The following is a 25,692-nucleotide window of genomic DNA, read 5'->3' on the forward strand; positions in this document are numbered from 1 at the left end:
AGGCAGCCAGTTGGCTGCCTTTTTTATGCGCTCTGCGCGGAGTAGCGGATATCCTGGAGGTTAAAGCCCAATGTGATGTCGGTTTTCAGTGTCGCGACCTGCTTACAGCGAAGCGCCAGTTCCTGAGTGCCTTCCAGCTTTTTCTGCCATTTGGGTTCGATGTCTTCAGCAGCATAGAGCTGTTCCAGCGTGCTATAACGTTGCAACAGGGTTGAGGCTGTTTTGGGGCCAATACCCGGTACACCGGAAACACCACTCGAGCTAATCCCGGTCAGGCCCCAGTAATCGGTCAACTGCTCAGGTTGTACGGCGAATTCTTTTTCAATAAAGGGGCTGTCGAGCCAGCGTTGCTGGAAGTAATCACGAATCCGGACTGTGGGCTGCAGTAACTGGCAATAGCCTTTGTCGGTTGACACTATTGTCACCTGACCATCATGGTTTGCTACTTTGATGGCCAGTGTGGCAATCATATCGTCGGCTTCGTCACCAGATGAGAGCAGCGAATCCACGCCTTCTTCCCAGAATGCATCCTGAATGCTATCCAGACCCTGTTGCAGTGCTTCAGGCATCGGTTTGCGGCCTTGTTTGTATTCGGGGACCAGTTTCGCGCGCCACCCCCGGTCCTGCCCGGTATGGTCAAACACAGCGACAATATGGGTCGGCTCAGAAGAGCGGATTATCTTGTGTAATGCCCGGGTGCAGACTTGTGCCGTCGATGCAATGTCCTCTGGATTGGGTTGCGCTGCGTGTACCCTGCGAATGAGGTTCATGGCATCAATGATAACAAGATGGATTGACATGGATTACCCAAAGAAAAATGGCCCGATGGGGCCATTCTAATTTGTTGAGCGGTAAATGAAAGCAGAATGACGGGTCATTGAATACGACGGGTATTATCGTCCGTCAGAACCACGAATAATCTCATAACATGGAGTGTACTCAGAACCTGGCAGTTTCATCCGTTGCTGTTCAACAAAGCCGCGAAGCAATTTGTCCATCTTTTTCATCAGCGGTGCGTCGCCGTTGATTTTGAACGGGCCGTGTCGCTCGATGATGCGGATCCCTTCTTCTTTTACGTTGCCGGCAACGATACCGGAGAAGGCCTGGCGTAGGGCGGATGCGAGAAGTTCAGGGCGCTGGTTCATGTGGAGATCAAGGTTTGCCATGTTTTCATGGGTCGGTTCGAACGGCAACTGGAATTCGGGGGCGATTTTCAGTGACCAATTAAATGAATAGGCATCCCCGGTGGATTGGCGGTGCTCTTTTACTGCCGGCATTCCTTGTTTAATAATGCGTGCGGCTTTGACGGGATCATCAATCACAATCTGGTAGTACTTAGTGGCCTCTTTACCGAGTACGTCGCGAATAAATTCATCGATAACCCGGAAATAATCTGCACTCTCTTTTGGCCCGGTCAGCACCACAGGCATCGGCTGGTCTGCATTTTCTGGATGCATCAGGATACCGAGCAGGTACAAGAGCTCTTCGGCGGTACCTGCTCCGCCAGGAAAGATAACGATGCCGTGCCCGATACGCACAAAGGCCTCCAGGCGTTTTTCAATATCTGGCATGATCACCAGCTCATTCACGATAGGGTTAGGGGGTTCGGCGGCAATAATGGATGGCTCTGTTAGCCCCAGAAAACGGCTTCCCGTTACACGTTGTTTGGCGTGACCAATCGCTGCGCCTTTCATTGGTCCTTCCATCGCACCTGGACCACAACCCGTGCAGATATTCAACTCACGCAGTCCTAACTCGTGGCCAACTTCACGGGTATATTGATATTCAACCGGGTTGATGGAGTGCCCGCCCCAGCAAACAACCAGGTTTGGATCTTTCCCCGGTACCAGTGCGTTGGCGTTGCGCAGAATATCGAAAATCAGGTTAGTGATGTGGCTGGAATTGGTGAGGTTAAATATTTTGGCATGTTCAAGTTGAACGTTGACATGAACAATGTCCCGAAGCACAGAGAACATGTGCTGCTGAATACCACGGATAATTTTACCGTCGACAAACGCATGCTCTGGTGGATTAATCAGTTCAAGTTTGACGCCACGCTCACGGCGCATTACACGGATGTCGAAAGACTTGTATTGTTCTAGCAACTCTTTAGAGCTGTCAGTGTGGCTGCCGGAATTCAGCACCGCTAACGAACAGTTACGGTACAGGCGGTAAAGGTTACTTTTGGCCGTGTCTTTAAGCCTGTCTACCTCAAGTTGGGATAGAAGATCCATGGCCCCAACTGGGCTGATATGTGTGATCATAATCACCTCCTGTGTAGGGAAAGCACACTGTATTAGGGGGAGGGTGTGGATGACACCATTTCATTATTATCAAAATTTCTTTTCAATGGCTTAAAAATCAGTGTGTTAGTTAACCATACACAGAGATGTAGGGTTTAGCCAGTGCAGGGGATAAAAAAGTAAGTTATTAAGCAATCAACTCATTGAAAATTAATGGGCTATGCCAGTATTAGTTTGTTGCGTCCATTATCCTTGGCGTTATAAAGGGCATTGTCTGCGCGCTCAAGGACGTCAACGGTGTTGTCGTTGTCTTTGAACATGCTGGCTCCGATAGAGACAGTGATCGTCAGGCGGTTATCTTTAAATTTGAATGGCAGCTTCGCAATGGTTTCACGGACATTGTTCAACAGGACATTGCGGGTTTCCCCATCTGTATTGGGTAACAGTACCACAAACTCTTCGCCACCAAAGCGCGCGATAAAGTCGGTGTCACGCAGGCATTGATGAATCGTGCGGGCGACCACTTTGAGTACTTTGTCACCCACCAGATGACCATATTGATCGTTGACGCTCTTGAAATGGTCAATGTCAATCATGGCCAGGCAAAGCGGTGTCTGGTAGCGCATCCAGCAACGGTACTCGTGTTCGAGACGATCATCCAGCGCAGCCCGGTTGTAGACCTTGGTGAGAGGATCCAGCAGAAGTTTTCTCTCTTGATCACCAAGGCGTTTACGATAATCCATGGTTTGCTGATACAGCGCTTCCAGTTTCTGTTCATTGTACTGGAGCTTTTCAAGCAATTGTTGCTCACGCTCTTCCAGTGCACGGTTGCGGGCAACAAGAGAAGCAAGATCGACTGATACTTCGGAGATACTAGGCCGTAGATCCTCAAGGGTTTCCGCTTCCTTAAGGTGGTATTGGATTGATTCCACCGACGCGGCCAGCTCTTCATTCAGGGTGTTACGCTGATTGGCAATGGCCAGTGAGCAGTCAATTGAACGGCCGTTATGACGCTGCACTATAGAGAGATCTTCATTGACCTGCGATAGGAACACCCGGGAGGCTTTCCGTTCGTTACGTGTACCGTCAAGGATAAGCTGGACGGACTCCAGCGTCAGCTCCAGCAAGGTTTGTGCGTTAGGGGAAAGCAGCAGTTTGCTGCGGATATCCAAAAGTCGATCGCCTACCTCGCCATCAAAGTCGAGTTCGGTGATCAGGTGTTGAAGTTCGGTGCAAAGCTGGTTGATGCGATCGATGTTGAGCAGATCGCGGGCATTCATGCCGTTGGCGGGCAAGGAGAGTAACTTGAGTGCACGTTCATAAAGTTGCAGCAGTGACACCACTTTTTCTGTGCTGCCTTTTTGTTGCGCAGCAGGACTTGCCAGTAGTGTGCGTAAGTCGCGTTTTAGCTGTGCAGGCAGGCCGGGCAGATATTTCAGCGTTTCCCCGCTTTGCAGGAATTGGCATTCCAGTGCATCTGTGGCTCGTTCTGTTACCTGATTGTATCTACTGACCATTCGCTCCACCAATGCAAGTTGTGGGATCAATCTACTGACATCTTCCTGTGAGTCAAGTTCACGGCAGATTTGTGAGAGGCGCTCACTAAGGCGGTCGTCGTTATTTACCCGGGATGCGGCAATTAAACGTGAGATCAATCGTTTCAGGATCATCGCTTCGCGCCGCGATTTAAGGGCTAAATCGCGGGAAACCAGCTTGTAATGCTGCAACTTTTCTTTTAGCTGGATGATATCTTCATCTGACGAGAAGTTGGACATAAAAAGGACTACATCTCCAAACACCAGTCCGGCACCAGAAGTGGCGGAAAATGAGGCTGCAATTCATGAATTTACACGTGCAACGACTAGCTATAACGGTTTAATGCTAGGACTATCAATAAATTGGCATCAGTTTTTGTCAGATTCGTGAACTATCTGTCAGTTAATACCACTGACTGCCGAAGTTTTAACCGTGATCTGTCCAGTGTGGATGCCATCCAGACATGTCTGTCGGACGTTCGAGTATGAGTTAGCGTTGCTTGAGTCCTTCGGCATGCTCCATGGCCTGTTTCAAGTTATCGGAGCGGTGTACGCTTGGGCGCGAATGAGATTAGCATGAACCTCTCTGAGTGTGCGCAGATGGAGTGATCTGTGGTGATGGTTTGAGGTTTCAGCTAGACGATGTCGAATTGAGGTGGGCGTCCACATAAGCGCTGATAGACAAAGAGCAAGAAAGCTATGCTGCAGGCAAGAGTCGCATGGCAGAAAATATCGTCCCCAAATAAGAAAAACAGGCCCTGTTTCCAGAGCCTGCATGACAGATTATTGGCGCGCTAGACGGTTGTTTTCACTTGGTGTTTTACCCATATTCGTGCGGTATGGGTTAATGTCCAGTCCACCGCGGCGGGTGTAACGTGCATACACCGTCAGAAGTTCCGGCTGACAGTATTTCATCAGGTCGGTGAAGATGCGTTCAACACACTGTTCATGGAATTCATTGTGGCGGCGGAAGGAAACAATGTAGCGCAGCAGCTTTTCACGGTTAATGCGCTTGCCTTTGTAGGCAATGCGAACTGAACCCCAGTCAGGCTGGCTGGTGATCAGGCAATTGGATTTGAGCAGGTTACTGTTCAGGGTTTCAGTAACAACCGGGCCGTCCGCAGCACCTTCAAGCAGGGCAGGGTTAAAATCGTAATTGTCAATTTCGATGTCCTGCTCATCAATATTTTCTCCCCCGAAGGCAACGACCGGGGTATTGGTGAACTCTTCCAGAGGCGACAGAGTGACATCAACATCCGCACCGGCACAGGCTGACAAATCCTTGGCGAGGGTATCAACCACTTCCTGCCAGCTTTCAAATTTGGTCTGGTTGAAGCTGTTCAGGTACAGCTTGAATGACTTGGATTCAATCAGGTTGGGTGTGGTGGCAGGGAGGCGGACTTCACCAATTGCAACTTGTGGCAGGCCTTTGCTGTTCAGCCATGACAGTTCGTAGAGCGTCCAGATGTCGTACCCGGTAAACGGCAGCGAATCGCCCAGATTCAGGTCATCGCGGTTAAGGCTTCGTGGTACGGGTTGCAATAGCCCTGGCGCATAATGTTCTTGATAGTCCGTTTTCTGACCCAGCGTCAGGCCAGCAAGTTCTTTTGCATCTTGATATTTGCTCATACGGTTTTGCCATGGATCGATTAGAATGCGCAAAGTTTACTGAATCTTGAGGAATCTTGCTAATGAATCACTCTGTCATCCATGCGCTTTGGTCTTTCAGTGCGCGCTTTGTTGATGCCTGGGACCAGAAACATGGTTCGAAACCACAAAGCGAGGGGTATCTTGGCCTTGCATCGCCTTGTGTGGTTCAGGAAACCGACGATGTGGTGATTTGGCAACCGGTAAAACGTGAGACGCTGGCGGATTTTTCAAACGTAGAAGAAGGGATTGGTATTCGTCTGCATGACGACATCAAAGCGTTTTATGCAGGTCAGTACTGTGGTGATATGACGGCACGCTTTGATGGGCTGGCGCTGGAAATTGTCCAGGTCTGGAGTGATGAAGACCTGCCACGCTTGCAGGAGAATATGCTGGGACACCTGCTGATGCAAAAGCGCCTTAAGCAAAACCCGACCGTGTTTATTGCCTCGACCCAGGATGAGCTGGATGTGGTGTCAATATGCAATGTTTCCGGTGAAGTGATCAAAGAGCGCATTGGCACCCAACAACGTGACGTGCTGGCGCCGGATGTTGAAACCTTCCTTAGTCAACTGGTGCCGGAGGTCTGACAGCCCATGTATGTGGTTGAGCTTACCTTTGAATGCTATGACGATACTACCATCTCAGCCGTTGATCGTGCCGTAAATGGCCTGATAGACGCACTGCGTTACAACGGTCAGGTGCTGGGCCGTGAATTTCCGATGGTGATGGGCGATGGACAGTTTCACGTCCGCGCTGTGTGCCCGGAAAAAGACAGCCTGAACCCGAAATACAACAGCCCACAGGTAAAACAGAAAACCCTGCAACTGACCGATGCCTGCCTGCTATCACCCAAAGTCAAAGTGCTGGGGCGGGATATCAATTCTGAAGAGAGTGCGCCGGATGTTGCACGCAGCTGGCAGGTCATGTACACCACCTATGTGCATACTTGCTCGCCGCTACGCTGCGGTGAAACCTTGCTTCCCATTCCGCTTTACCGTATTCCAGCGACCTTCAATGGCGATCATAAAGCGGAAGTGAAGTGGCAGACAGAGTGGCAGGCGTGCGATGAAATCCAGATGGCCGGTGCATTTAAAGCCGAGCATGCCGCACTGGCAGAAATTCAGGATGTAGACAGCCTGTTGTTCCGTAAAGGGTGGGATATCCGTGGGCGGATTGAATATCTGACCAAGGTGCCAACCTACTATTACCAATACCGTGTAGGTGGGACAGATGCGGAATCTGAGCTGGCGAGGAAGTGTCCGAAATGCGGCGGCGACTGGTTACTCGAATCACCGCTGCATGATGTGTTTCATTTCAAGTGTGATTGCTGCAGGCTGGTCTCCAACCTGTCGTGGGACTTTCAATAACTATGGATGGCGTTGCTCAAGGGCTTCAAGGCGCTTGGTCAGCGCTTCCACCTGTGCTTCCAACGCCTGTATGCGGGCATTGGCATCGTCTTGTTTTTTCACTAATTCCACTTTGGGCACAGTACCACTTTTCTTCCAACGCTGAAGTGCACTGATAATCAGTGGCATGGGAACCGGGCTTGTAAGCCGCCCTTTGATTAATGCCACGCTGGGCTCTTTTCCATCGTTGACCAAAGATTGAATGGTTTGTTCGAGCTGTGGGGTAAAATCAATGCTCATTGTGTTTTCCCTAAAATCACGTGTCCGCCATGGCAGCGAAGAAGACAGAGCATCATGAATACCCTAACTTTTTCCCTTACGCAACAGGGCATCCAGGGTGTCTATTTGTTCTACCCAATCCGCATCCTGGCATTTCGCCTCTTCGAGAAACTGTTTTTGACTGGCTGTCCAGAAAGTGGCGGTTGTCAGATTTTCCCCTGCTTGCAACGAATGGCTGGCAATGAAAATGTCGATCGAATTAGCATCGGATGCCAATCCGAGTTGCCGAAACAGGTTTTCAAGATTGTGGTTAAACATTTCCATAAGCGCCCCCTCCTTTTGGGGTAATAATCCCGCACATTCAGTCAGTATAGAAGCCATAATTTTGGGTGGTTGGTATATGGATGAGGTGCAGTAAGGGGCATGTTTCATGCGAGAGGACGGAAAAAACGCTCACTAAACAGGACGCTAATTGTCCTGTATGTATAAACGCCCTGACATTTCGCACTCTTCTCTTTTTGATGTATTATTTATGATTCATTGTCTCTTGGTTTGGATTCTGTCTACTTATCGATAGTATTTCAGATGAAAATTCTGTTTCTTTTTTGACCAGATTTTTGTCGCAGCATTTTCGTTTCAAGACCATGACTCGCTCCCTTGTGAGATATCTCTTACAATGACGTGGGATTCTTCAGCTTGAGACGCAGATTTCCAGAAAAGATGATTTTTCAATCACAATAAAAACAATAAGTTACAAAACTCGTCATTAAGCCTGTATAAAATTGTGACTTTAATCACCTGCTGGCTGGTTGTTTTGGAAATTGGTTAGCGTAATCTTTGTGTTGTCGGAAGGATACTGGCATACGGAACAGGAACTAACACCACGGACTTTGGCAGCTCAGGATGAGCAGGTAATGCAAAGATTGTGTTACTGACAAGGCAAGGAAAGCGGATTAGGGATACGGAAGGAGCCGTACAGTAGGCAGGATGTTTACTGGTCAGGAAGACACTTAGGACAACCCAGGATGGGGGCTTAAGGAATCCACTTCAGGACGAAGTTAAGGACACCCTCAGGACGAGGATGAGAATCGAGAGCGGGATAGCTCGATGGGTCAAGGTAGGACCGAAGGACACCTCCAGGAAGGAGAGATTGGGATAACGCTGAAGGAATCAGCTACTGATCAAGGAATGATGCAGGGAGCAAATTTCGTAGCCGGATAGCTGCAAGTAAGACCTTAAGGGCGCGACGAAAGTCGCGCCCGTTCTTTTTTATTGGTCATAAAAACCTATCCAATGCCCTGTGCATTATTGTTCCACTATGGGATATGCTGGCATGTAAATCTCTTTGACCCGCATTCCCTGCATGACGGCATAGCCTTGATAGCAATCCAGCCCGTTGACGGAAAATTCAAAGTAGTAGCGGGTTTGGATATTAAGTGGACCTTTCGGCCAACCCAATGAATGGCTGCCCCTGGCAATCGATATCAACTGTAGTTGCGTTTGCCGGCAGCGTTGCTGGATATAGTGTTTAGCCAGTTCACTCTGGCGCCGTTGTTGCCAGAACAGGCTGGCAACCAGTGCAATAACGAGTATCCAGAGCAGATCGCCAATCATAGATCACGCTTTCACAGATTGTTGTAATTGCTTCACTGCATCCAGCAGCGCCGGCGAGGCTGAGCCATAGAGCAATGCCAACACCTGTGGCCGAAGTACGGGGATCATCACCAGATCTGCCACCATTTGCTGGAAGAAAGCCTGGTTGTTTTGTTCGGCAACGGCGATTAGGAAAGTATCCAGTAAGGTGTCTTTTGTCAGCGCCTGCCAGCAGCGTCCGGCAATCGCGATCAACATTTCACGGTGACGCAGCGCATCCAGTGACAGCATGTGTTCAACCACGCGCTGGACGATTTCCGGTTTTGCTCCAGCCAGAGCACGGACATGGGCCGTTAACAGGAACAGGTCAGTTTCTTCGGCTGACAACATGGCGTGGATCTCTTCTTCAATCCGCATTGCCAGAGAATCCGCGATCGCGCAGTGTTCTAAACATCCCAACACGGCATATTTTGGGGGCTGCGGCATATGAGAGAGCGCTTTTCGCAGATGGGTGAGGTTGTTGTGTTTATCCATACGGGCACAGAGATCGGCAATGCCCTGAAGCCCAACACCTTGCCATGCATCCCACCTCAGTTCTCCAGACATGTAATGCTGGGCATGATCGTAATACTGGCTGGCAGGCTGGTTGAGCTTGGCTGTCAGGAACGCATGGAATATCGCCTTCTTATCATCCTGCGGGGTGAAGGTATACGGGTTGGCGGCCAGTTTTTCCTGCTCTTCTTCGGTGGGGGGGGTACCCAGCGTCGCGCCCATCGCTTGTGCTACGTATTGGATAAAGTCACCCAAAGCAGCTTGGTTTAACAGTCCCCGTTCATCCAGTGGCATTTTTAAAAACCAAATCCAGGGCGCCTGATCAGGCTGCCAGAAGGCGATTCCCATCTGTGCGTGTCGCTGCGTAGGATACGGGTAAGGAATGCGGTTTTCTTCAATCGCCACAAAGTCGTTGGTTTCAATCGGTGTGACCCGGCGACTGAGGTCAAAAACCAGAAACTCACAATTGGCCTGGCTGAGAATTGTATTGAGAGAGAGCGTATTTTCCATGGTGACTTCTAATTCGGATTGCCTTCATTGGCGGAGAGTAATTTCCCCTAGTTTACCATCTATCCTGAGCGTGGCAGGTCAACAGACCCTATTTAGTGATATGCTTGCGACACTTTGATTTTTCAACCCACCGCGCGCAAAAGAGAGCAATTCTATGAACAAGCACGAAAGAACCGGCGCTTTGATTCTGGCACTGAAGGCGGCCATGGAAAAGCATGGCCACTGGGAAAATAAGCCGCCGTCGGTGCAGGCGCTGGCAAGCGTTGAGCCGTTTGCGGTAGATACCTTGAGTTGTGCACAATGGCTGCAATGGATTTTTATTCCCAAGATGGCGTTTTTGATTGAGCATCAGCAGCCACTTCCTACCTCTTTCGCGATTTCCCCTTACATTGAAGAAGCGATGAAGGGCCTTGATGGCCACGTTGACATTACCCGTGTATCACAAGATCTTGATGCGCTGTTTACACCGTAGACATGATGCAGACTGAACTGGAAATACTCTACCGTGACGAGTGGTTGGTCGCGGTCAACAAGCCCTCTGGCATGCTGGTGCACCGTTCCTGGCTGGATAAGGGGGAAACCCGTTTTGTGATGCAAACACTGCGAGACCAGATTGGCCAGCATGTGTTTCCGCTTCATCGGCTGGATCGTCCGACCTCTGGCGTGCTGCTCTTTGCGTTGTCTTCAGAAATAGCAGCTGAAATGATGCCAAAGTTTGCCGGTCGCGATATTCACAAAACCTATCATGCGGTGGTCAGAGGCTGGATTCAGGAAGGAGCGACGCTCGATTATCCACTCAAAGAAGAGCTGGATAAGGTGGCGGACAAATATGCGACAGCAGAGCCTGAAGCCAAGGAAGCGGTGACAGAATATCGCCCGGTGGCGCATGCTGAGCTGCCGATCCCATTGGGGCGCTACCAGAGTTGCCGCTACACCTTGGTTGAAATGAAACCGCACACTGGGCGTAAGCACCAGCTTCGCCGCCATATGCACCATTTAAGTCACCCTATCATCGGTGACGTTAACCACGGTGACGGCAGGCATAACCGCCTGTTCCGTGAGGTGTTTAACTGCCATCAACTGCTGCTCCATGCCTCGCGCACTGAGTTTCAGCATCCGGTTACCGGTGAAAACATAGTGATTGATGCAAACATTGATGATGTGTGGCGACGGGTCTTGGAAGGCTTGGGGTGGGGAGCAGAATTCTGAGGAAAAACAGGTCCCTGGAACCTAGCTCCTAGGACCTTCTTTCTATAATTTTTCCAGATCGGATTCGATCTCGGCGATCTTGCTGGCAACCACTTTTTCCAGATGTCTGAGGTCACGAAGGATCTTCTGCTTTACATCATGTTCGGCTTGTTCATGGCGAACAATCTTGTCGAGTTCATCGACCACCAGTGACAGGCTGCGGTTAATCTCGGTTACTTCACGGAACCGGCCACTGCCACTGTCGACGACCACATTTTTGCGTTGGCGCGGATATTTGAATTTCACGCTCTTAGCGAAAAGCTCACCTTTGGCTTTATGGAAATAGATTTTCAGTGTGTCAGAATTGGCTTCCTGGCGCAGGGTATAACGTTCAATGTTTTCAGGATGTTCGATACCGATATTTCTCAGGTTCTGATACATGGCATTACCCCTTTCTTCTACCAAATCACGGCATTGTTTATTTTAGCAGGATCCAGACGGCAGCCCCAACTCTGGCAACGATCAATGCCTGAGAGTTGTGGCTGAGATCGCCAACCCGGTTAACCCGCATCATTCAACGCATCAAAGAGTGCATTTTTCAACGAAGTCTGGGCCTCGTCGGTTAATGCCTGGCGCTCACCGTCTGTGACAATAAAAAAGTCTTCTGCCCGTTCGCCAATGGTGGTGATTTTGGCCGCCTGCAGTGAAACGCCTTCACGGGCAAAGACGGCTCCCACTTTTGCAAGCAGGCCCGGAGTGTCGAGGGCAATCAGTTCCAGTAATGTGCGCCTTCCAATGCGGGTGGGCAGGAAGTTCACCTGGGTTTTTACTTTGAATGCCATCAGCTTTCTAGGTGCGCGTTTGACCGGAATGGTAATGGCGCCTTCTTGCATTAAAGCATCTGCCACGCCTTCCCGAATCTTGTCATGGCGATCCGGCTGAATGGCTTCATTATTGGCATCGAGCACCATAAAGGTATCAAGGGCAAAACCGTCTTTGCTGGTCATGATCTGGGCGTCATGAACGCTGAGGTTTTTCTTGTCCAGTGCCGCTACGACACGGGCAAACAGGCTGGGCTTGTCTTCGCTGTAGACAAAGATTTCCGTACCGCCGCGGGTCGCATTTTTGCTAATCAGCACCAAGGGATCTTTCCCCTCATGCGAGAGGATATTTTCACTGTGCCAGGCAATTTGCTTGTGGGTATGCCGCAGGAAGTAGTCTGCTTTAAAACGTTGCCACAATAGTGATATTTCACGCGGTGAATGGCCATTCTTGCGCAGTAATGCAGAGGCTAACTGTTGGTTATGGCGGATACGCTCGCGGATATCCGGCGGGTTTTCCAGGCCCCGGCGCAGGGCTTTTTGTGTTGAATAATACAGCTCTGCCAACAGTGTGCGCTTCCAGCTGTTCCAGAGTTCCGGGTTAGTAGCATTAATGTCTGCCACTGTCAGACAAATAAGGTGATCCAGGTGTTCTTCGTCACGTACTTTCTGTGCGAAATCAGTAATGACTTCCGGATCGTAGATATCGCGGCGCTGGGCGGTAACTGACATCAACAGGTGATTGCCCACCAGCCAGCTGACCAGGTTGGCTTCAGGGCGGGATAAGCCATGGTCAATACAGAAATTGTATGCCTCAACGGCGCCGATTTCAGAATGATCGCCTCCCCTGCCTTTGCCGATGTCATGGAAAATAGCCGCCAGTAAAAGCAATTCGGGTTTGGCGAGGCGGGGATAGACATCACAACAGATTGGGTGTTTTTCACTGTTTTCTTCCTGGCTATATCCGTTGATATGTTTGAGTAGACGGATAGTGTGCTCATCCACGGTATAGGCGTGAAAAAGATCAAACTGCATCTGGCCAACGATTTGGCTCCATTGCGGCAAGTAGGCTGACAGAACGCCATGCTTGTGCATCAGGGGGAAGGCTTTATGCAGTGCATTAGGATGCCGGGTCAGTGCAATAAACTTCTCTTTAGCTTCCGGCAGATCGCACAGAAACCGGTTGAGCCGGCGACGAGCAGTACGCAGCTGTCTCAGTGTTGGCGCTGAGATCGATTCAATGGATTTGTCATCGGCAATGTGGAGGAACATATCCAAAATGGTGTCAGGACGCGCCTGGAACAGCGCCGGTTTACGCGCTTCAATCTGCTTTCCATGACGTTGGAAATCCTCACTGAGCACGTCAATTTTTTTGCTGTCCGGTTCATCCTCAATCGCCTTGGCGAACAGGCGGATCAGCATTTTATTCAGCTCCGAGACCCTGCCGAGGGTGCGGTAGAAGTCTTTCATCATCAGCTCGACGCCGCGGTTCCCTTCTCCCTGATAGCCCAGTGTTTCGGCAACGGACGGTTGGTGGGAAAACGTCAGCCGGTTGTCATAGCGACGAAGTTCGAGGTGCAGGGCAAAACGGATACGCCAAAGCATGGTCTGGCATTCATCCAGTTCACGGAACTCGGCATCGGTGAGAAACCCGTATTTGCTCATCTCACGCAAGCTGGTGGCACCAAAGTGACGACGCGCTATCCAGCTCAAAGTGTGGATATCACGAAGCCCGCCGGGGCTGGATTTAATGTCCGGCTCGAGGTTGTAGGCAGTGTCGTGATACCGGGCATGGCGCTCTTTTTGTTCTTTTACTTTGGCTTTGAAGAAGCGCTCACTGGGCCAGAATTGCTTGGCATGGATACGGCTTTTCAGTTCGTGATAAACGCGCTCGCTACCACACAACAATCGCGCTTCTTGCAAGTTGGTTGCAACGGTCAAATCGTCCTGACCCACTTCCATGCATTCAGCCAGAGTGCGGACGCTATGACCGACTTCGAGTTTGAGATCCCAAAGCAAGGTAACAAATTCACTGATCCGTGCCTGGTAGGTGCTGTCGATGCCGTTTTCAGAGAGGATCAAAAGGTCGATATCAGAAAGAGGATGGAGTTCCCGGCGGCCATAGCCGCCGACAGCAATCAGGGCGAGAGTAGGATGGTGGTGAAACGAAAAATGCTGCCACAGGCGGTTAAGCAGGGCATCAATATAGTCAGCACGCTGATAAACCAGATCAGTGACAGGTATACGGTTAAGAAAGTCAGCCGTTTGTTGTTCCCCAAACAGTGCCAGTTGCTGCTTGAGTTCGTTGAGGTTGAGTTGTTCGGTACTCAGTTTGTCAGGTGAGATCAGAATGTCGTTCATTGTCATCCTTGATGAAAAAAGCCGACGCAGAGGCCGGCTTTTTACTCATTATGCGTTGTTCAAGAAACGAGGGAGTGTTTCGTCACTGCGCAAGGTCAGTATTTCACAACCGGTGTCGGTGACCAGAATGGTATGCTCCCATTGTGCGGATTTTTTACCATCAACGGTGTACACCGTCCAGCCGTCGTCTTCATCCAAAACGGTACCAAACTTCCCGGCATTGATCATCGGCTCGATAGTAAAGCACATACCTGGTTTCATTACCGTACGGTCGTTGTTTTTATAGTGGACCACTTGCGGCTCTTCATGAAATTCTGCGCCAATGCCATGGCCGCAATAATCTTTCACGATAGAGTAGCGTCTTGGACGGCTTTTGATGAATTTCTGAATTTCTGTCCCGATATCACCAATGCGCGCACCGGGCTTCACTTTTTTCAGTGCTTGATAAAGGCTTTCTTGCGCTACATGGCACAGTGCCTTGTCTTCGGCAGAAACCTCACCAATCAGGAACATTTTTGAGGTATCGCCGTGGTAGCCATCTTTAATTACAGTAATGTCAATATTAATGATGTCACCGTCTTTCAGCACATCACTTTTGCTTGGAATGCCATGACACACCACATGGTTGATGGAGGTGCAGATAGACTTGGGAAAGCCATGGTAATTGAGCGGCGCGGGAATCGCTTGCTGTGTTTCGGTGATATATTTGTGGCAGATATCATCCAGCTCTTCCGTGGTCACGCCTGCTTTGACATGCGGTTCAATCATTTCAAGCACTGCTGCGGCAAGGCGACCGGCCTCACGCATTTTTTCTATTTCTTCAGCCGTTTTAATAGTGGCGCTCATTGCTTTCTCTCAGTTGGCTCCCTGATATTTAGGTCAAATTCGCTCAGGAAGGATAGGACTGCATTTAGTACATATTATCAATCGCATCGCCATGAGGGAACCTTGCCCAGCGACTCGCGCACTTTTTTATACTGGATTCACAGGCCATGTTTATGGTATAAAGCGCGCCGAAATGCGCCTTCATGGTCAATCGGGTTTCCCGGTTCTGTATAGGTGGTTTCGATAAACACTTATTTATTAACTCACACACATATCGGCACATACGCCGGGGTGCCCTTGAAGGGTCGGATGTATGGGATATGTGGAGGCCTAACCCCAAGAGGAATTAAAATGGCTACTGTTTCAATGCGCGACATGCTGAAAGCTGGTGTTCACTTCGGTCACCAGACCCGTTACTGGAACCCTAAGATGAAGCCATTCATCTTCGGTGCACGTAACAAGGTTCACATCATCAACCTGGAAAAAACTGTACCAATGTTCAACGATGTACTGGCTGAGCTGACCAAAGTAGGTGAGCGCAAAGGTAAAGTACTGTTCGTTGGTACTAAGCGTGCCGCTAGCGAAGCTGTTAAAGCAGCAGCTGAAAGCTGTGATCAGTACTACGTGAACAACCGTTGGTTGGGCGGTATGCTGACTAACTGGAAAACTGTTCGCCAGTCAATCAAACGTCTGAAAGATCTGGAAACTCAGTCAACTGACGGTACTTTCGAGAAGCTGACTAAGAAAGAAGCCCTGATGCGCACCCGTGAAATGGAGAAACTTGAGAAGTCTCTGGGCGGTATCAAAAACATGGGCGGTTTGCCAGACGCGCTGTTCGTTATCGACGCTGATCACGAGCACATTGCTATCAAAGAAGCAAACAACCTGGGTATCCCAGTGTACGCGGTAGTTGATACCAACTCTGACCCAGATGGCGTTGACTTCGTTATCCCAGGTAACGACGATGCGATTCGCGCAGTTCAACTGTACCTGAACGCTGCTGCTCAAGCATACAGCGAAGGCCGTAGCCAGGACATCGTCGCTCAAGCTGAAGACGAACTGGTTGAAGTCGCAGAGTAAGACACTTGCTCCTTGTGAGCGTTCTTAGCCATCAGGTTGTCACAGACAGTACTGTAAGCTAAGTAGGTTAGCAGGGGCCGCATTATGGCCCCTGATTTTTACCCAAATAGTTTCGAATCGAGGAATGAACAATGGCTGTTACCGCTGCCCTGGTAAAAGAACTGCGCGAACGCACTGGCGCAGGCATGATGGAATGTAAAAAAGCGTTGGTTGAAACTAACGGTGATATCGAACTGGCAATCGAAAATATGCGTAAGTCAGGTGCTGCGAAAGCTGCTAAGAAAGCAGGTAACGTAGCGGCTGAAGGTGCAATCATCATCAAAGAAGCTGACGGTGTTGCTGCACTGGTTGAAGTGAACTGCCAGACTGACTTCGTTGCGAAAGACAGCAATTTCACCACGTTCGCGAATGCAGTAGCGGATGAAGCTGCTGCAACTAAAGCGTCTATCGAAGAACTGCAAGCGAAATTCGAAGACGACCGTGTAGCACTGGTTGCTAAAATCGGCGAAAACATCTCTATCCGTCGCGTTGCTTACGTGAAAGGTGCATCACTGGCTTCTTACCGCCATGGCGAGCGCATCGGTGTTGTTGTTTCTGGTGAAGGCGACGCGGAAACCCTGAAACACATCGCTATGCACGTAGCGGCGTCTCGTCCTGAGTACGTAACACCAGAAGACGTACCTGCTGACGTTGTGGCTAAAGAGCGCGAAGTTCAGGTTGAGATCGCGATGAACGAAGGCAAGCCTAAAGAAATCGCAGAGAAAATGGTTGAAGGCCGCATGAAGAAATTCACCGGCGAAGTATCTCTGACTGGCCAACCTTTCATCATGGAGCCTAAGAAATCTGTAGGTGAAATCCTGAAAGAGAAAGGTGCTTCTATTTCTGCCTTCGTACGCCTGGAAGTGGGTGAAGGTATCGAGAAAGTTGAAGGCCCAAGCTTCGCAGAAGAAGTTGCAGCTGCTGCTCAGAAAGGTTAATTTCTCTTTGAGCCCTCAAAGACCGCAGAACCCTGCGGTCTTTTCACAATCCCATCCGTAGAAGTAAGTGCCTAAAGGTAGTGACAATGACTACAAACCCAAAACCAGCTTATCAACGAATTTTGCTTAAATTGAGCGGCGAAGCGCTGCAAGGTAAAGAAGGCTTCGGCATCGATCCGGCGGTGCTTGATCGTATGGCGCAAGAAATTAAAGAACTGGTTGAACTTGGTGTACAAGTTGGCTTGGTTATCGGTGGTGGTAACCTTTTCCGTGGTGCAGGCCTTGCAGAAGCGGGTATGAACCGGGTTGTGGGCGACCACATGGGTATGTTGGCGACTGTGATGAACGGTCTGGCTATGCGTGATGCGCTGCACCGTGCCTATGTGAACGCGCGATTGATGTCAGCTATTCCTCTGAATGGTGTTTGTGACAGCTATAACTGGGCGGAAGCGATCAGTCAGCTTCGCAACGGCCGCGTTGTTATTTTCTCTGCCGGTACCGGTAATCCTTTTTTCACCACAGACTCGGCAGCGTGTCTGCGCGGTATTGAAATCGAAGCAGATGTGGTGATTAAAGCTACCAAGGTTGATGGCGTTTTCACCGATGACCCAGCGAAAAACCCGGATGCAGAACTCTACAGCCATCTGACCTACCAGGATGTTCTGGAAAAAGAGCTGAAAGTGATGGATTTAGCTGCCTTTACCCTGGCTCGCGATCATAAGATGCCAATTCGTGTTTTCAATATGAATAAGCCAGGTGCACTGCGCCGAGTTGTGATGGGTGAGCAAGAAGGCACACTAATTAATAACGGTTAATCAAAATTAGTGGCATAATCGCCCTCGTTATAAAAAAGAATCTTCAAGGATATTCTCGTGATCAATGAAATTAACGCAGATGCGAAAGAACGCATGCAGAAAAGCGTTGAAGCGCTGAAGAACACCCTGTCAAAAATCCGTACCGGTCGTGCGCACCCTGCATTGCTTGATGGCCTAACCGTCGACTATTACGGTGCATCAACGCCGCTGAAACAGCTGGCGTCAATTGTGGCTGAAGATGCGCGTACCCTAGCTATCACTGTCTTTGACAAATCCATCACCCAAGCCGTTGAAAAAGCGATCATGACCTCTGATCTAGGCTTGAACCCAATGTCGGCGGGGACGGTGATCCGTGTTCCATTGCCACCACTGACAGAAGAACGTCGTCGCGATTTGGTTAAGATTGTTCGTGGTGAAGCAGAAGGCGGTCGTGTTGCCGTGCGTAACATCCGTCGTGATGCAAACAGCGACTTGAAAGCACTGCTGAAAGAAAAAGAGATTTCTGAAGATGAAGAACGCCGTGGTCAGGACGACATCCAAAAACTGACTGATGCTGCGGTCAAAGAAATTGACACAATTCTTGAAGCAAAAGAAAAAGAGTTGATGGAAGTTTAATTCCGGCTACACTCCGATTCCATTGCCAAAGCGCTGTGCCAGCAAAGCAGCACAGCGCTTTTTATTTGCGAAGGATTATGAATGAGCTCCATATCTTCCCATCAAGAACTCGACCCTAGCCTATTTCCCAAGCACATTGCCGTTATCATGGACGGCAATGGACGCTGGGCCAAAGCGCGTGGCAAAGCCCGTATGTTTGGGCATAAAGCCGGCGTAGACGCGGTTCGTAAAACGGTATCTGCTGCAAACCGACTTGGTGTACAGGTGCTTACACTGTTCGCTTTTAGCAGTGAAAACTGGCGTCGCCCAGAAGAAGAAGTCAGTCTGCTGATGGAGTTATTTGTCACTGTGCTGGGACGTGAAGTGAAACGCCTTCACAAAAATGGTGTCAGGCTCAAGGTAATTGGTGATACCACACGCTTTAGTCAATCATTACAGGATAAAATTGCTGCCGCCGAAGCCTTGACGGCAAACAATACCCGGTTAGTGCTGAATGTGGCGGCTAACTATGGTGGTCAATGGGACATTATGCAGGCAGTGAAAAAGTTAGCGGCTCAGGTTGAGCGTGGTGAAATTCCGGCTGAGCAACTGACTGAAGCCGATCTTCAGGTGCATTTATCATCTGCAGGTCTTCCCGATGTGGATTTAATGATCCGTACCAGTGGCGAATGCCGAATCAGTAACTTTATGTTGTGGCAAGCCGCCTACGCGGAACTGTATTTTACCGACCAGTTCTGGCCAGACTTCGACGAGACCAGTCTGACAGAAGCCATTGCATGGTATATTAACCGCGAGCGCCGTTTTGGTTGCACCGGTGAGCAAATCAAGGCCATGTTACAAGTAGAAAAATAAGAGGGTTTCGTTTGCTGAAACAACGTGTCTTAACAGCTGCAATACTGGCGCCGCTGGTGGTTGCCGGTATTTTCTTTTTGCCGTTACAACTTTTCATGATTGCTGTGGCTGGCGTGACCTTGCTTGGCCTCTGGGAGTGGACCAAATTTGTGGGTACCACAACCCGTTTCCGAGCTTTTGTTTTTCCTGCAGCCTTGCTTTGGGGCTCCCTGTTTGCACTTCCTTTGACCGGCAATGGATTGGAATTATCGGCAGTCAATGGCAGTGTAGTCGCTATTGCTGGCGCGGTATGGTGGCTGGTTGCGACCGTCATGGTGCTCCGATACCCCAAAGGCGCATCAGGTTGGTCAGATAAAAATATCGTCCAGCAAGGCTTTGGCGTTTTAACGCTCTTGCCATTTCTGTGGAGTGTGTTGCTTCTTCGCGCTTACCAGTATGAACAATCCCCTCTGTTAGGTGCGAAGATGGTACTTCTGGTCTGTTTACTGGTTTGGTCCGCAGACACAGGGGCATATTTTGCAGGTAAGAATTTTGGTAAACGTAAGATGGCGCCATCCGTCAGTCCAAACAAAACAGTCGAGGGGCTGATTGGTGGTGTGATTGCCGCTGTTGCTGTGACTCTTACTGCTGCATATTATTTTTCCATTCCATTTTCTTCTCTTGCGATGTTAGGCCTTGTGGCCTTACTGACCGCCTTTGCTTCGGTCTTGGGTGATTTAGCCGAAAGCATGTTTAAGCGTGTTGCAGGTGTGAAAGACAGTGGCAGTATTTTGCCCGGACATGGCGGTATCCTGGACAGGATTGATAGCCTGACAGCCGCATTTCCAGTTTTCACCGTTCTGTATTTCTGGCTTGTGTAAGAAAGTCACCGACGTTCAGTCGGTGACCTGTATCTGGGCCTGATGAAACAAAAAATTGAGAATGCTATGCGTAAGATAACGATTCTTGGTGCGACCGGTTCCATTGGCACCAGCACGCTCTCTGTGATTGAAAAGAATCTTCACGCTTATGAAGTGTTTGCGTTGGCGGCGAATGCCAATGTGAATGACATGATTCTGTTGTGCCTGAAGTGGCGCCCTAAGTTTGCTGCGATGGCAAACCCGGATGCTGCAGACGCACTGCGTCTGGCACTTCGCAACCAAGGCTGTTCGACAGAGGTGTTGAGCGGTATTGAAGGTTTGTCCACACTGGCAGCGCATGATGAGGTGGATACCGTGATGGCGGCGGTAGTTGGGGCCGCAGGTTTGTTACCGACCATGGCTGCCGTGAAAGCAGGCAAACGTATTTTGCTGGCTAACAAAGAAGCCTTAGTGATGTCTGGGCAATTCTTTATTGATGCTGTTCACCGGTATGGTGCTGAGTTGTTGCCGGTGGATAGCGAGCACAATGCGATTTTCCAATGTCTGCCACAACGTATTCAATCCCAACCGGGTATTTGCGACCTTTCCGCTGAAGGGGTGAGTAAAATCCTGCTAACTGGCTCTGGCGGCCCGTTTCGCTATACCGATTTGGACATATTACCGTCAGTGACGCCTGAGCAGGCCATAGACCACCCTAACTGGTCTATGGGGCCCAAAATATCTGTGGACTCTGCGACCATGATGAACAAGGGGCTGGAGTATATTGAGGCAAGATGGTTGTTCAATGCCCAGCGTGAGCAGCTGGACGTGATCATTCACCCTCAGTCTGTCATCCATTCTATGGTTCAGTACCGTGATGGCTCTGTGCTGGCTCAAATGGGACGTCCCGATATGTGCACGCCGATTGCCTATGCCATGGCGTATCCAGCACGTATTGAAGCAGGGGTAAAACCACTTGATTTTAGCGAAGTGGGTGAATTTACTTTTCTCAAACCAGATTTCAACCGTTACCCCTGCTTAAAGCTTGCCATTGATGCCTGTTATGTGGGGCAGGCAGCGACCACCACACTGAATGCCGCAAATGAAGTGGCTGTAGACGCGTTTTTGCAACAGCATATTGGCTTTATGCAGATTGCTGAGGTTAACGATGCTGTGTTACAACGTGTAGAGCTGTCTGAACCTTCCTGTATTGAAAGTCTCTTAGAAATAGACAACAAAGCGCGAGCAATGGCACATCAAATAATTACGGAGTTAGCAGAATGAGCGCCATACTTTGGAACTTACTGTTTTTCCTGATAGCCCTTGGTATCTTGATCGCTGTGCACGAGTACGGTCATTTTTGGGTTGCCAGAAAATGTGGCGTCAAAGTAGAGCGGTTCTCCATTGGCTTTGGGAAAGCGATTTGGCAGAAAACTGGCAAGGATGGCACCGAATATACCCTGGCAATGATACCGCTTGGCGGGTATGTGAAAATGCTGGATGAGCGCGTAGGCGATGTACCACCGGCGCTTCGTGAGCAGGCATTTAACAACCGTCCACTATGGCAGCGCAGCGCCATTGTGGCGGCGGGCCCTATAGCTAACTTTCTGTTTGCGGTTGTCGCTTACTGGTTGGTAGCGCTTATTGGCGTACCAGTGGTAAAACCCATTATTGGTGATGTGGTTCCACAATCTATCGCTGCGCAGGCCGGGATCGAGCCGGGAATGGAACTAACTGAGATATCTGGTATCAAAACGCCAGATTGGGAATCGGTTAACCTCCAGCTCATTGCCCATATTGGTGACAATGAAATGACGCTGGCGGTTAAACCTGATGAAAATGCCGGGTACGTGTTAGAGAAAAAGCTCGAACTGGATGCCTGGTCTTTTGACCCAGAGTCTGAATCGGCTCTGCGTACACTGGGAATGATGCCTTATCGCCCTGATATCACCAATGTGATTGCCCAGGTGATGGAAGGAAGTGCGGCAGAGCGGGCGGGGTTGATGGTCAACGATGAACTGCTGGCTATCAACGGTACGCCGGTTTCTGGCTGGGAGGCAGTGGTTGATTTGATTCGTGCTAATCCAGGCAAAGGCATTTCTATGGTGGTATTGCGTGATGGTCGTGAGTTGACCCTGATGTTAACCCCTGATTCCAAAGAACAAGAAGGCAAGGCGATTGGCTATGCCGGGTTTGCACCTGAAGTGGCGCCTTGGCCTGAATCACACAAGCTGGTGCTGCAACATGGGCCATTGGATGCCATTCCTGCTGCACTGGATAAAACCTGGCAGGTTGTCACTTTGACTGCTGGCATGATTAAAAAACTGTTCACCGGTGACGTGGCAGTGAAAAATTTGAGTGGGCCTATCTCAATTGCAAAAGGTGCAGGGATGACCGCAGACTTCGGTCTGGTATACTTTCTTGGCTTTCTCGCACTGATCAGCGTTAATTTAGGCATTATAAACCTGTTACCGTTACCGGTTCTTGATGGCGGACACCTGTTGTTTTTTGGTATTGAAGCCGTGACACGTCGCCCCGTCTCTGAACGAGTACAGGATATGGGATATCGGGTAGGCACTGCTGTCATCGTAGCATTGATGGCGGTCGCGATTTTTAACGATTTCGCCCGACTATAAACATTCAGCGTTTAGCAAGGAAATGTCAGAGCAAGCAATGGCGATGAAAAAACTTCTATTGGCCTCTCTTCTCTTCTCCAGTTCTGTTACGGCCGATGAGTTCGTAGTGGATGATATTCGATTTGAGGGGCTTCAGCGTGTCAGCCTCGGTGCTGCGTTGCTCGCAATGCCGGTAAGGGTTGGCGACAACATCGACGAAAATGATGTGTCCGGGATCATTAAATCTCTGTTTTCTACCGGTAACTTCGAGGACGTCCGTGTATATCGTGATGGTGATGACCTGTTGGTGGAAGTCATCGAACGGCCAACAATTGCCAGCATTTCTTTTTCAGGTAATAAGGCCATTAAAGAAGAAATGCTCCAGGAGAATCTCGCTGCATCAGGGCTCCGCGTGGGCGAGTCTTTGGATCGCACCAAGCTGTCGAAGATTGAAAAAGGCCTGGAAGATTTTTACTACAGTGTCGGTAAGTACAATGCGTTGGTAGACACCGTGATCACGCCTTTGCCACGTAACCGTGCCGATGTGAAATTCGTTTTTACCGAAGGTATGTCTGCCAAGATTCAGCAAATCAATATCATCGGCAACGATGTCTTCTCTGATGAGGAGCTGAAAGGTAATTTCAAGCTCCGTGCTGATGTGCCCTGGTGGAATTTTCTGGCTAATGAGCAATACCAAAAGCAGGCATTGGCCGGCGACTTGGAAAACCTCCGCTCTTTCTACCTCAACCGGGGTTACCTGAAATTCCGTGTTGAGTCTGCCAATGTCTCTATTTCTCCGGACAAAAAGGGCGTATATATCACCCTGAATATCGATGAAGGTGAACCTTATACGGTCTCTGAAATCAATTTCCGTGGCGGTAAAGACAGCGAAGCATTTGCGTCTTTGGTTCAGTTTGACGTGGGTGAGACCTATAATGGCGAGAAAATTACTCACCTTGAAGACGAAATCAAACGCAAGTTGGGTGAGCAAGGCTATGCCTATCCACAGGTTTCGACCATTCCAGACTTTAATGATGAAGCCAACACGGTTGCGCTGAATGTGAATGTGGAGCCGGGTAAACGTATTTACGTTCGCAATATTAAGTTTTCCGGTAATCAAATCACCAAAGACGAAGTATTGCGTCGTGAAATGCGCCAGATGGAAGGCTCCTGGCTGAATGCAAAATCTGTCGAGACCAGTAAAGACCGTCTGAATCGTCTGGGCTTCTTTGAGACAGTGGATGTTCGTACTACCCGTGTGCCGGGTACTGATGATCAGGTCGATATTGAGTATGTTGTAAAAGAAACCAATTCGGGTAGCGTCAACTTTGGTATCGGTTACGGGACTGAGTCTGGTATCAGCTTCCAGGCAGGCTTGCAGCAGGATAACTTCGCAGGTACCGGTAATCGCTTTGGTATCAACGCCATGGTTAATGATTTCCAGAAAAACCTGACATTAGATTACCGTGATCCTTACTTCACCCTCGATGGCATCAGTTTGGGTGGTAAGATTTTCTACAATGAGTTTGAAGCGTCTGATGCAAACATTGTCGATTATACGGATAAAAGCTATGGCACTAGCCTGACCTGGGGCTTCCCGTTTGATGAAATCAATTTCTTTGACTTCTCTTTGGGGTATACCCACCGCCAGATTGAGAATCTGGGGGGATATTACCAGATCCAGAAATTCCTGGACTCGATGGAAGATAATGTGACGGACGATGGGGGGCTTGAAGTCGATGATTTTGATTGGTCTGTCAGTTGGACCCGGAATAACCTCAACCGTGGCTTTTTTCCTACAGCAGGTAGCTATCAGCGCGCGTCATTCCGTATGACTGTGCCTGGGTCTGACACCCAGTATTTCAAGTTACAGTACGATATACGCCAGTACTTTCCGCTTGATGAAGACCATAATTTTTCACTATTGATGCGTGGTCGACTGGGGTACGGTAACGGCTATGGTCAAAACGGTGATAACGATTACTTGTTGCCATTTTATGAGAATTTCTACGCCGGTGGTTATTCGACATTACGAGGCTTCCGCTCAAACACCGCAGGACCGAGGGCTGTATATGACCAAGGTGCGGGGAATAACCCGGCATTGGTGGGCAGTAATGACTCCGTTGGGGGGAATGCTATTGCTTTGGCCAGCGTTGAGCTGATTGTGCCAACACCGTTTGTTTCTGCTGAAATGAAAAATTCACTTCGTACCAGTGTATTTGTTGATGCGGCTTCTGTTTGGGATACCGAGTACGACTTAGACAATGCCCGGGTGATCAGCGGACAGGAATACATCTATGATTACAGCGATCCGTCAAACTACCGTGCGTCATACGGGGTAGCAATCCAATGGCGCTCACCGATGGGGCCACTGGTCTTTTCGCTGTCCAAACCTATTAAGAAGTATGAAGGTGATGATGAGGAATTCTTCACCTTTACCATCGGCCGTACGTTCTGATCTCAACGTTAGGAGAAAAGCTTGAAACCTACTATCAAAGCGGCGGGCCTTAGTCTCGCCATTGTTACTGCTTCCATGTATGCAACAGCCGCGGAAGCTGCGCAAAAAATCGGTTATGTTGCAACAGGGCCGGTGATTGCGCAAATGGCGCAGGAAAGCAATATCAACGAAAAGCTGCGCAAAGAGTTCAAAGATCAAATTGCACAGGTTGAACGTCTGAAAGCTGATCTGGAAAAAGGCGTTGAAAAACTGCAACGTAACGGCGAGTTGATGAGCGAGAAAGATCGCACAAAACTGCAGCGTGAACTGCAGTCTATGGATGCAGAGTTTAAACTGAAAGCAAAAAATCTTCAGGAAGATCAGCGTAAGCGTAGCGTTGAAGAAGAGCGTAAACTTGTTCAGAAGCTACAGAAAACAATTACAGATATTGCCCAAAAAGAAGGCTATGACATGGTGATCGATCGTCAGGCTGTGCTTTATGCCAGCCCGGAAGATGACCTGTCAGAAAAAGTACTGAAAGCAATGAAATAAGGTAGAG

The 25,692-nt window shown here is 49.4% G+C and carries 25 protein-coding genes; 14 read left to right on the forward strand and 11 right to left on the reverse strand.

Going from position 1 to position 25,692, the window contains the following annotated elements; translation table 11 throughout:
- Positions 1 to 23: 23 nt before the first annotated feature.
- From xni to queF, 4 genes are all read right to left on the reverse strand, one after another.
- On the reverse strand, positions 24 to 800 hold the full coding sequence (xni, locus tag AC6IB1_RS05095; RefSeq protein ID WP_497568076.1) for a flap endonuclease Xni: 777 nt from the start codon (positions 798 to 800) through the stop codon (positions 24 to 26).
- Between the two features lie 93 nt (positions 801 to 893).
- Positions 894 to 2,264 carry a nucleotide 5'-monophosphate nucleosidase PpnN gene (gene ppnN, locus AC6IB1_RS05100; protein ID WP_497568077.1) on the reverse strand — a complete coding sequence of 457 codons (1,371 nt, stop codon included), beginning with the start codon at positions 2,262 to 2,264 and terminating at the stop codon, positions 894 to 896.
- A 197-nt stretch (positions 2,265 to 2,461) separates the two neighbouring features.
- Positions 2,462 to 4,018: a GGDEF domain-containing protein gene (locus AC6IB1_RS05105; protein WP_497568078.1), complete on the reverse strand. Its 1,557-nt coding sequence runs from the start codon at positions 4,016 to 4,018 to the stop codon at positions 2,462 to 2,464.
- A gap of 543 nt (positions 4,019 to 4,561) precedes the next feature.
- Entirely contained in the window at positions 4,562 to 5,407 is an 846-nt protein-coding gene (gene queF, locus AC6IB1_RS05110; RefSeq protein WP_497568079.1) for an NADPH-dependent 7-cyano-7-deazaguanine reductase QueF, read from the reverse strand.
- Positions 5,408 to 5,469: 62 nt separating this feature from the next.
- Here queF and syd point away from each other — a divergent pair, with 62 nt between their 5' ends.
- Together syd and AC6IB1_RS05120 are read left to right on the forward strand one after the other, a co-directional pair.
- A complete protein-coding gene (gene syd, locus AC6IB1_RS05115; protein ID WP_497568080.1) occupies positions 5,470 to 6,015 on the forward strand; it encodes a SecY-interacting protein in 546 nt (181 codons plus the stop codon).
- Positions 6,016 to 6,021: 6 nt separating this feature from the next.
- Complete coding sequence (locus tag AC6IB1_RS05120; protein WP_497568081.1) at positions 6,022 to 6,795, forward strand: Zn-ribbon-containing protein; 774 nt, start codon at positions 6,022 to 6,024, stop codon at positions 6,793 to 6,795.
- On the opposite strand, the gene AC6IB1_RS05125 is transcribed toward AC6IB1_RS05120, so the two are convergent.
- The 4 genes from AC6IB1_RS05125 to AC6IB1_RS05140 all read right to left on the reverse strand — a co-directional run bounded on the left by AC6IB1_RS05125 (position 6,796) and on the right by AC6IB1_RS05140 (position 9,708).
- A complete protein-coding gene (locus tag AC6IB1_RS05125) occupies positions 6,796 to 7,074 on the reverse strand; it encodes a hypothetical protein (protein ID WP_497568082.1) in 279 nt (92 codons plus the stop codon).
- Between the two features lie 63 nt (positions 7,075 to 7,137).
- On the reverse strand, positions 7,138 to 7,377 hold the full coding sequence (locus AC6IB1_RS05130; protein ID WP_497568083.1) for a DUF2789 family protein: 240 nt from the start codon (positions 7,375 to 7,377) through the stop codon (positions 7,138 to 7,140).
- 981 nt (positions 7,378 to 8,358) lie between these two features.
- On the reverse strand, positions 8,359 to 8,667 hold the full coding sequence (locus tag AC6IB1_RS05135; RefSeq protein WP_497568084.1) for a DUF3301 domain-containing protein: 309 nt from the start codon (positions 8,665 to 8,667) through the stop codon (positions 8,359 to 8,361).
- A gap of 3 nt (positions 8,668 to 8,670) precedes the next feature.
- A complete protein-coding gene (locus tag AC6IB1_RS05140) occupies positions 8,671 to 9,708 on the reverse strand; it encodes a DUF3549 family protein (protein ID WP_497568085.1) in 1,038 nt (345 codons plus the stop codon).
- A gap of 154 nt (positions 9,709 to 9,862) precedes the next feature.
- Here AC6IB1_RS05140 and AC6IB1_RS05145 point away from each other — a divergent pair, with 154 nt between their 5' ends.
- On the forward strand, positions 9,863 to 10,180 hold the full coding sequence (locus AC6IB1_RS05145) for a YqcC family protein (RefSeq protein WP_497568086.1): 318 nt from the start codon (positions 9,863 to 9,865) through the stop codon (positions 10,178 to 10,180).
- Between the two features lie 5 nt (positions 10,181 to 10,185).
- On the forward strand, positions 10,186 to 10,917 hold the full coding sequence (truC, locus tag AC6IB1_RS05150; RefSeq protein ID WP_497569090.1) for a tRNA pseudouridine(65) synthase TruC: 732 nt from the start codon (positions 10,186 to 10,188) through the stop codon (positions 10,915 to 10,917).
- Between the two features lie 42 nt (positions 10,918 to 10,959).
- Here the strand turns inward: truC and AC6IB1_RS05155 are convergent, their stop codons facing one another.
- The 3 genes from AC6IB1_RS05155 to map form a co-directional block, all read right to left on the reverse strand.
- Positions 10,960 to 11,337, reverse strand: a complete 378-nt coding sequence (locus AC6IB1_RS05155; protein ID WP_497568087.1) for a DUF3461 family protein — start codon at positions 11,335 to 11,337, stop codon at positions 10,960 to 10,962.
- Between the two features lie 119 nt (positions 11,338 to 11,456).
- The gene (gene glnD / locus AC6IB1_RS05160; protein ID WP_497568088.1) at positions 11,457 to 14,078 is read right to left on the reverse strand and encodes a bifunctional uridylyltransferase/uridylyl-removing protein GlnD; all 2,622 of its coding nucleotides are present in this window, start codon (positions 14,076 to 14,078) and stop codon (positions 11,457 to 11,459) included.
- Between the two features lie 48 nt (positions 14,079 to 14,126).
- Positions 14,127 to 14,924 carry a type I methionyl aminopeptidase gene (gene map / locus AC6IB1_RS05165; protein ID WP_497568089.1) on the reverse strand — a complete coding sequence of 266 codons (798 nt, stop codon included), beginning with the start codon at positions 14,922 to 14,924 and terminating at the stop codon, positions 14,127 to 14,129.
- A gap of 330 nt (positions 14,925 to 15,254) precedes the next feature.
- Here map and rpsB point away from each other — a divergent pair, with 330 nt between their 5' ends.
- The 10 genes from rpsB (at position 15,255) to AC6IB1_RS05215 (ending at position 25,685) form a co-directional block, all read left to right on the forward strand.
- A complete protein-coding gene (gene rpsB / locus AC6IB1_RS05170) occupies positions 15,255 to 15,983 on the forward strand; it encodes a 30S ribosomal protein S2 (protein WP_005506915.1) in 729 nt (242 codons plus the stop codon).
- 131 nt (positions 15,984 to 16,114) lie between these two features.
- Positions 16,115 to 16,960, forward strand: a complete 846-nt coding sequence (gene tsf, locus AC6IB1_RS05175; protein ID WP_497568090.1) for a translation elongation factor Ts — start codon at positions 16,115 to 16,117, stop codon at positions 16,958 to 16,960.
- An 86-nt stretch (positions 16,961 to 17,046) separates the two neighbouring features.
- Positions 17,047 to 17,775: a UMP kinase gene (gene pyrH / locus AC6IB1_RS05180; RefSeq protein ID WP_497568091.1), complete on the forward strand. Its 729-nt coding sequence runs from the start codon at positions 17,047 to 17,049 to the stop codon at positions 17,773 to 17,775.
- 57 nt (positions 17,776 to 17,832) lie between these two features.
- Positions 17,833 to 18,390 carry a ribosome recycling factor gene (frr, locus tag AC6IB1_RS05185; protein WP_497568092.1) on the forward strand — a complete coding sequence of 186 codons (558 nt, stop codon included), beginning with the start codon at positions 17,833 to 17,835 and terminating at the stop codon, positions 18,388 to 18,390.
- Between the two features lie 81 nt (positions 18,391 to 18,471).
- Complete coding sequence (gene uppS, locus AC6IB1_RS05190; protein WP_497568093.1) at positions 18,472 to 19,242, forward strand: undecaprenyl pyrophosphate synthase; 771 nt, start codon at positions 18,472 to 18,474, stop codon at positions 19,240 to 19,242.
- Between the two features lie 11 nt (positions 19,243 to 19,253).
- Positions 19,254 to 20,102, forward strand: a complete 849-nt coding sequence (locus AC6IB1_RS05195; protein WP_497568094.1) for a phosphatidate cytidylyltransferase — start codon at positions 19,254 to 19,256, stop codon at positions 20,100 to 20,102.
- Between the two features lie 66 nt (positions 20,103 to 20,168).
- On the forward strand, positions 20,169 to 21,365 hold the full coding sequence (ispC, locus tag AC6IB1_RS05200) for a 1-deoxy-D-xylulose-5-phosphate reductoisomerase (protein WP_497568095.1): 1,197 nt from the start codon (positions 20,169 to 20,171) through the stop codon (positions 21,363 to 21,365).
- Positions 21,362 to 22,717, forward strand: a complete 1,356-nt coding sequence (gene rseP, locus AC6IB1_RS05205; RefSeq protein WP_497568096.1) for a sigma E protease regulator RseP — start codon at positions 21,362 to 21,364, stop codon at positions 22,715 to 22,717. Before ispC ends, rseP begins: the two co-directional genes overlap by 4 nt.
- A 37-nt stretch (positions 22,718 to 22,754) precedes the next feature.
- Entirely contained in the window at positions 22,755 to 25,154 is a 2,400-nt protein-coding gene (gene bamA / locus AC6IB1_RS05210) for an outer membrane protein assembly factor BamA (protein ID WP_497568097.1), read from the forward strand.
- 21 nt (positions 25,155 to 25,175) lie between these two features.
- On the forward strand, positions 25,176 to 25,685 hold the full coding sequence (locus tag AC6IB1_RS05215; RefSeq protein WP_497568098.1) for an OmpH/Skp family outer membrane protein: 510 nt from the start codon (positions 25,176 to 25,178) through the stop codon (positions 25,683 to 25,685).
- Positions 25,686 to 25,692: the final 7 nt, after the last annotated feature.

It is taken from the genome of Grimontia sp. THUN1695 (genome assembly GCF_059704325.2).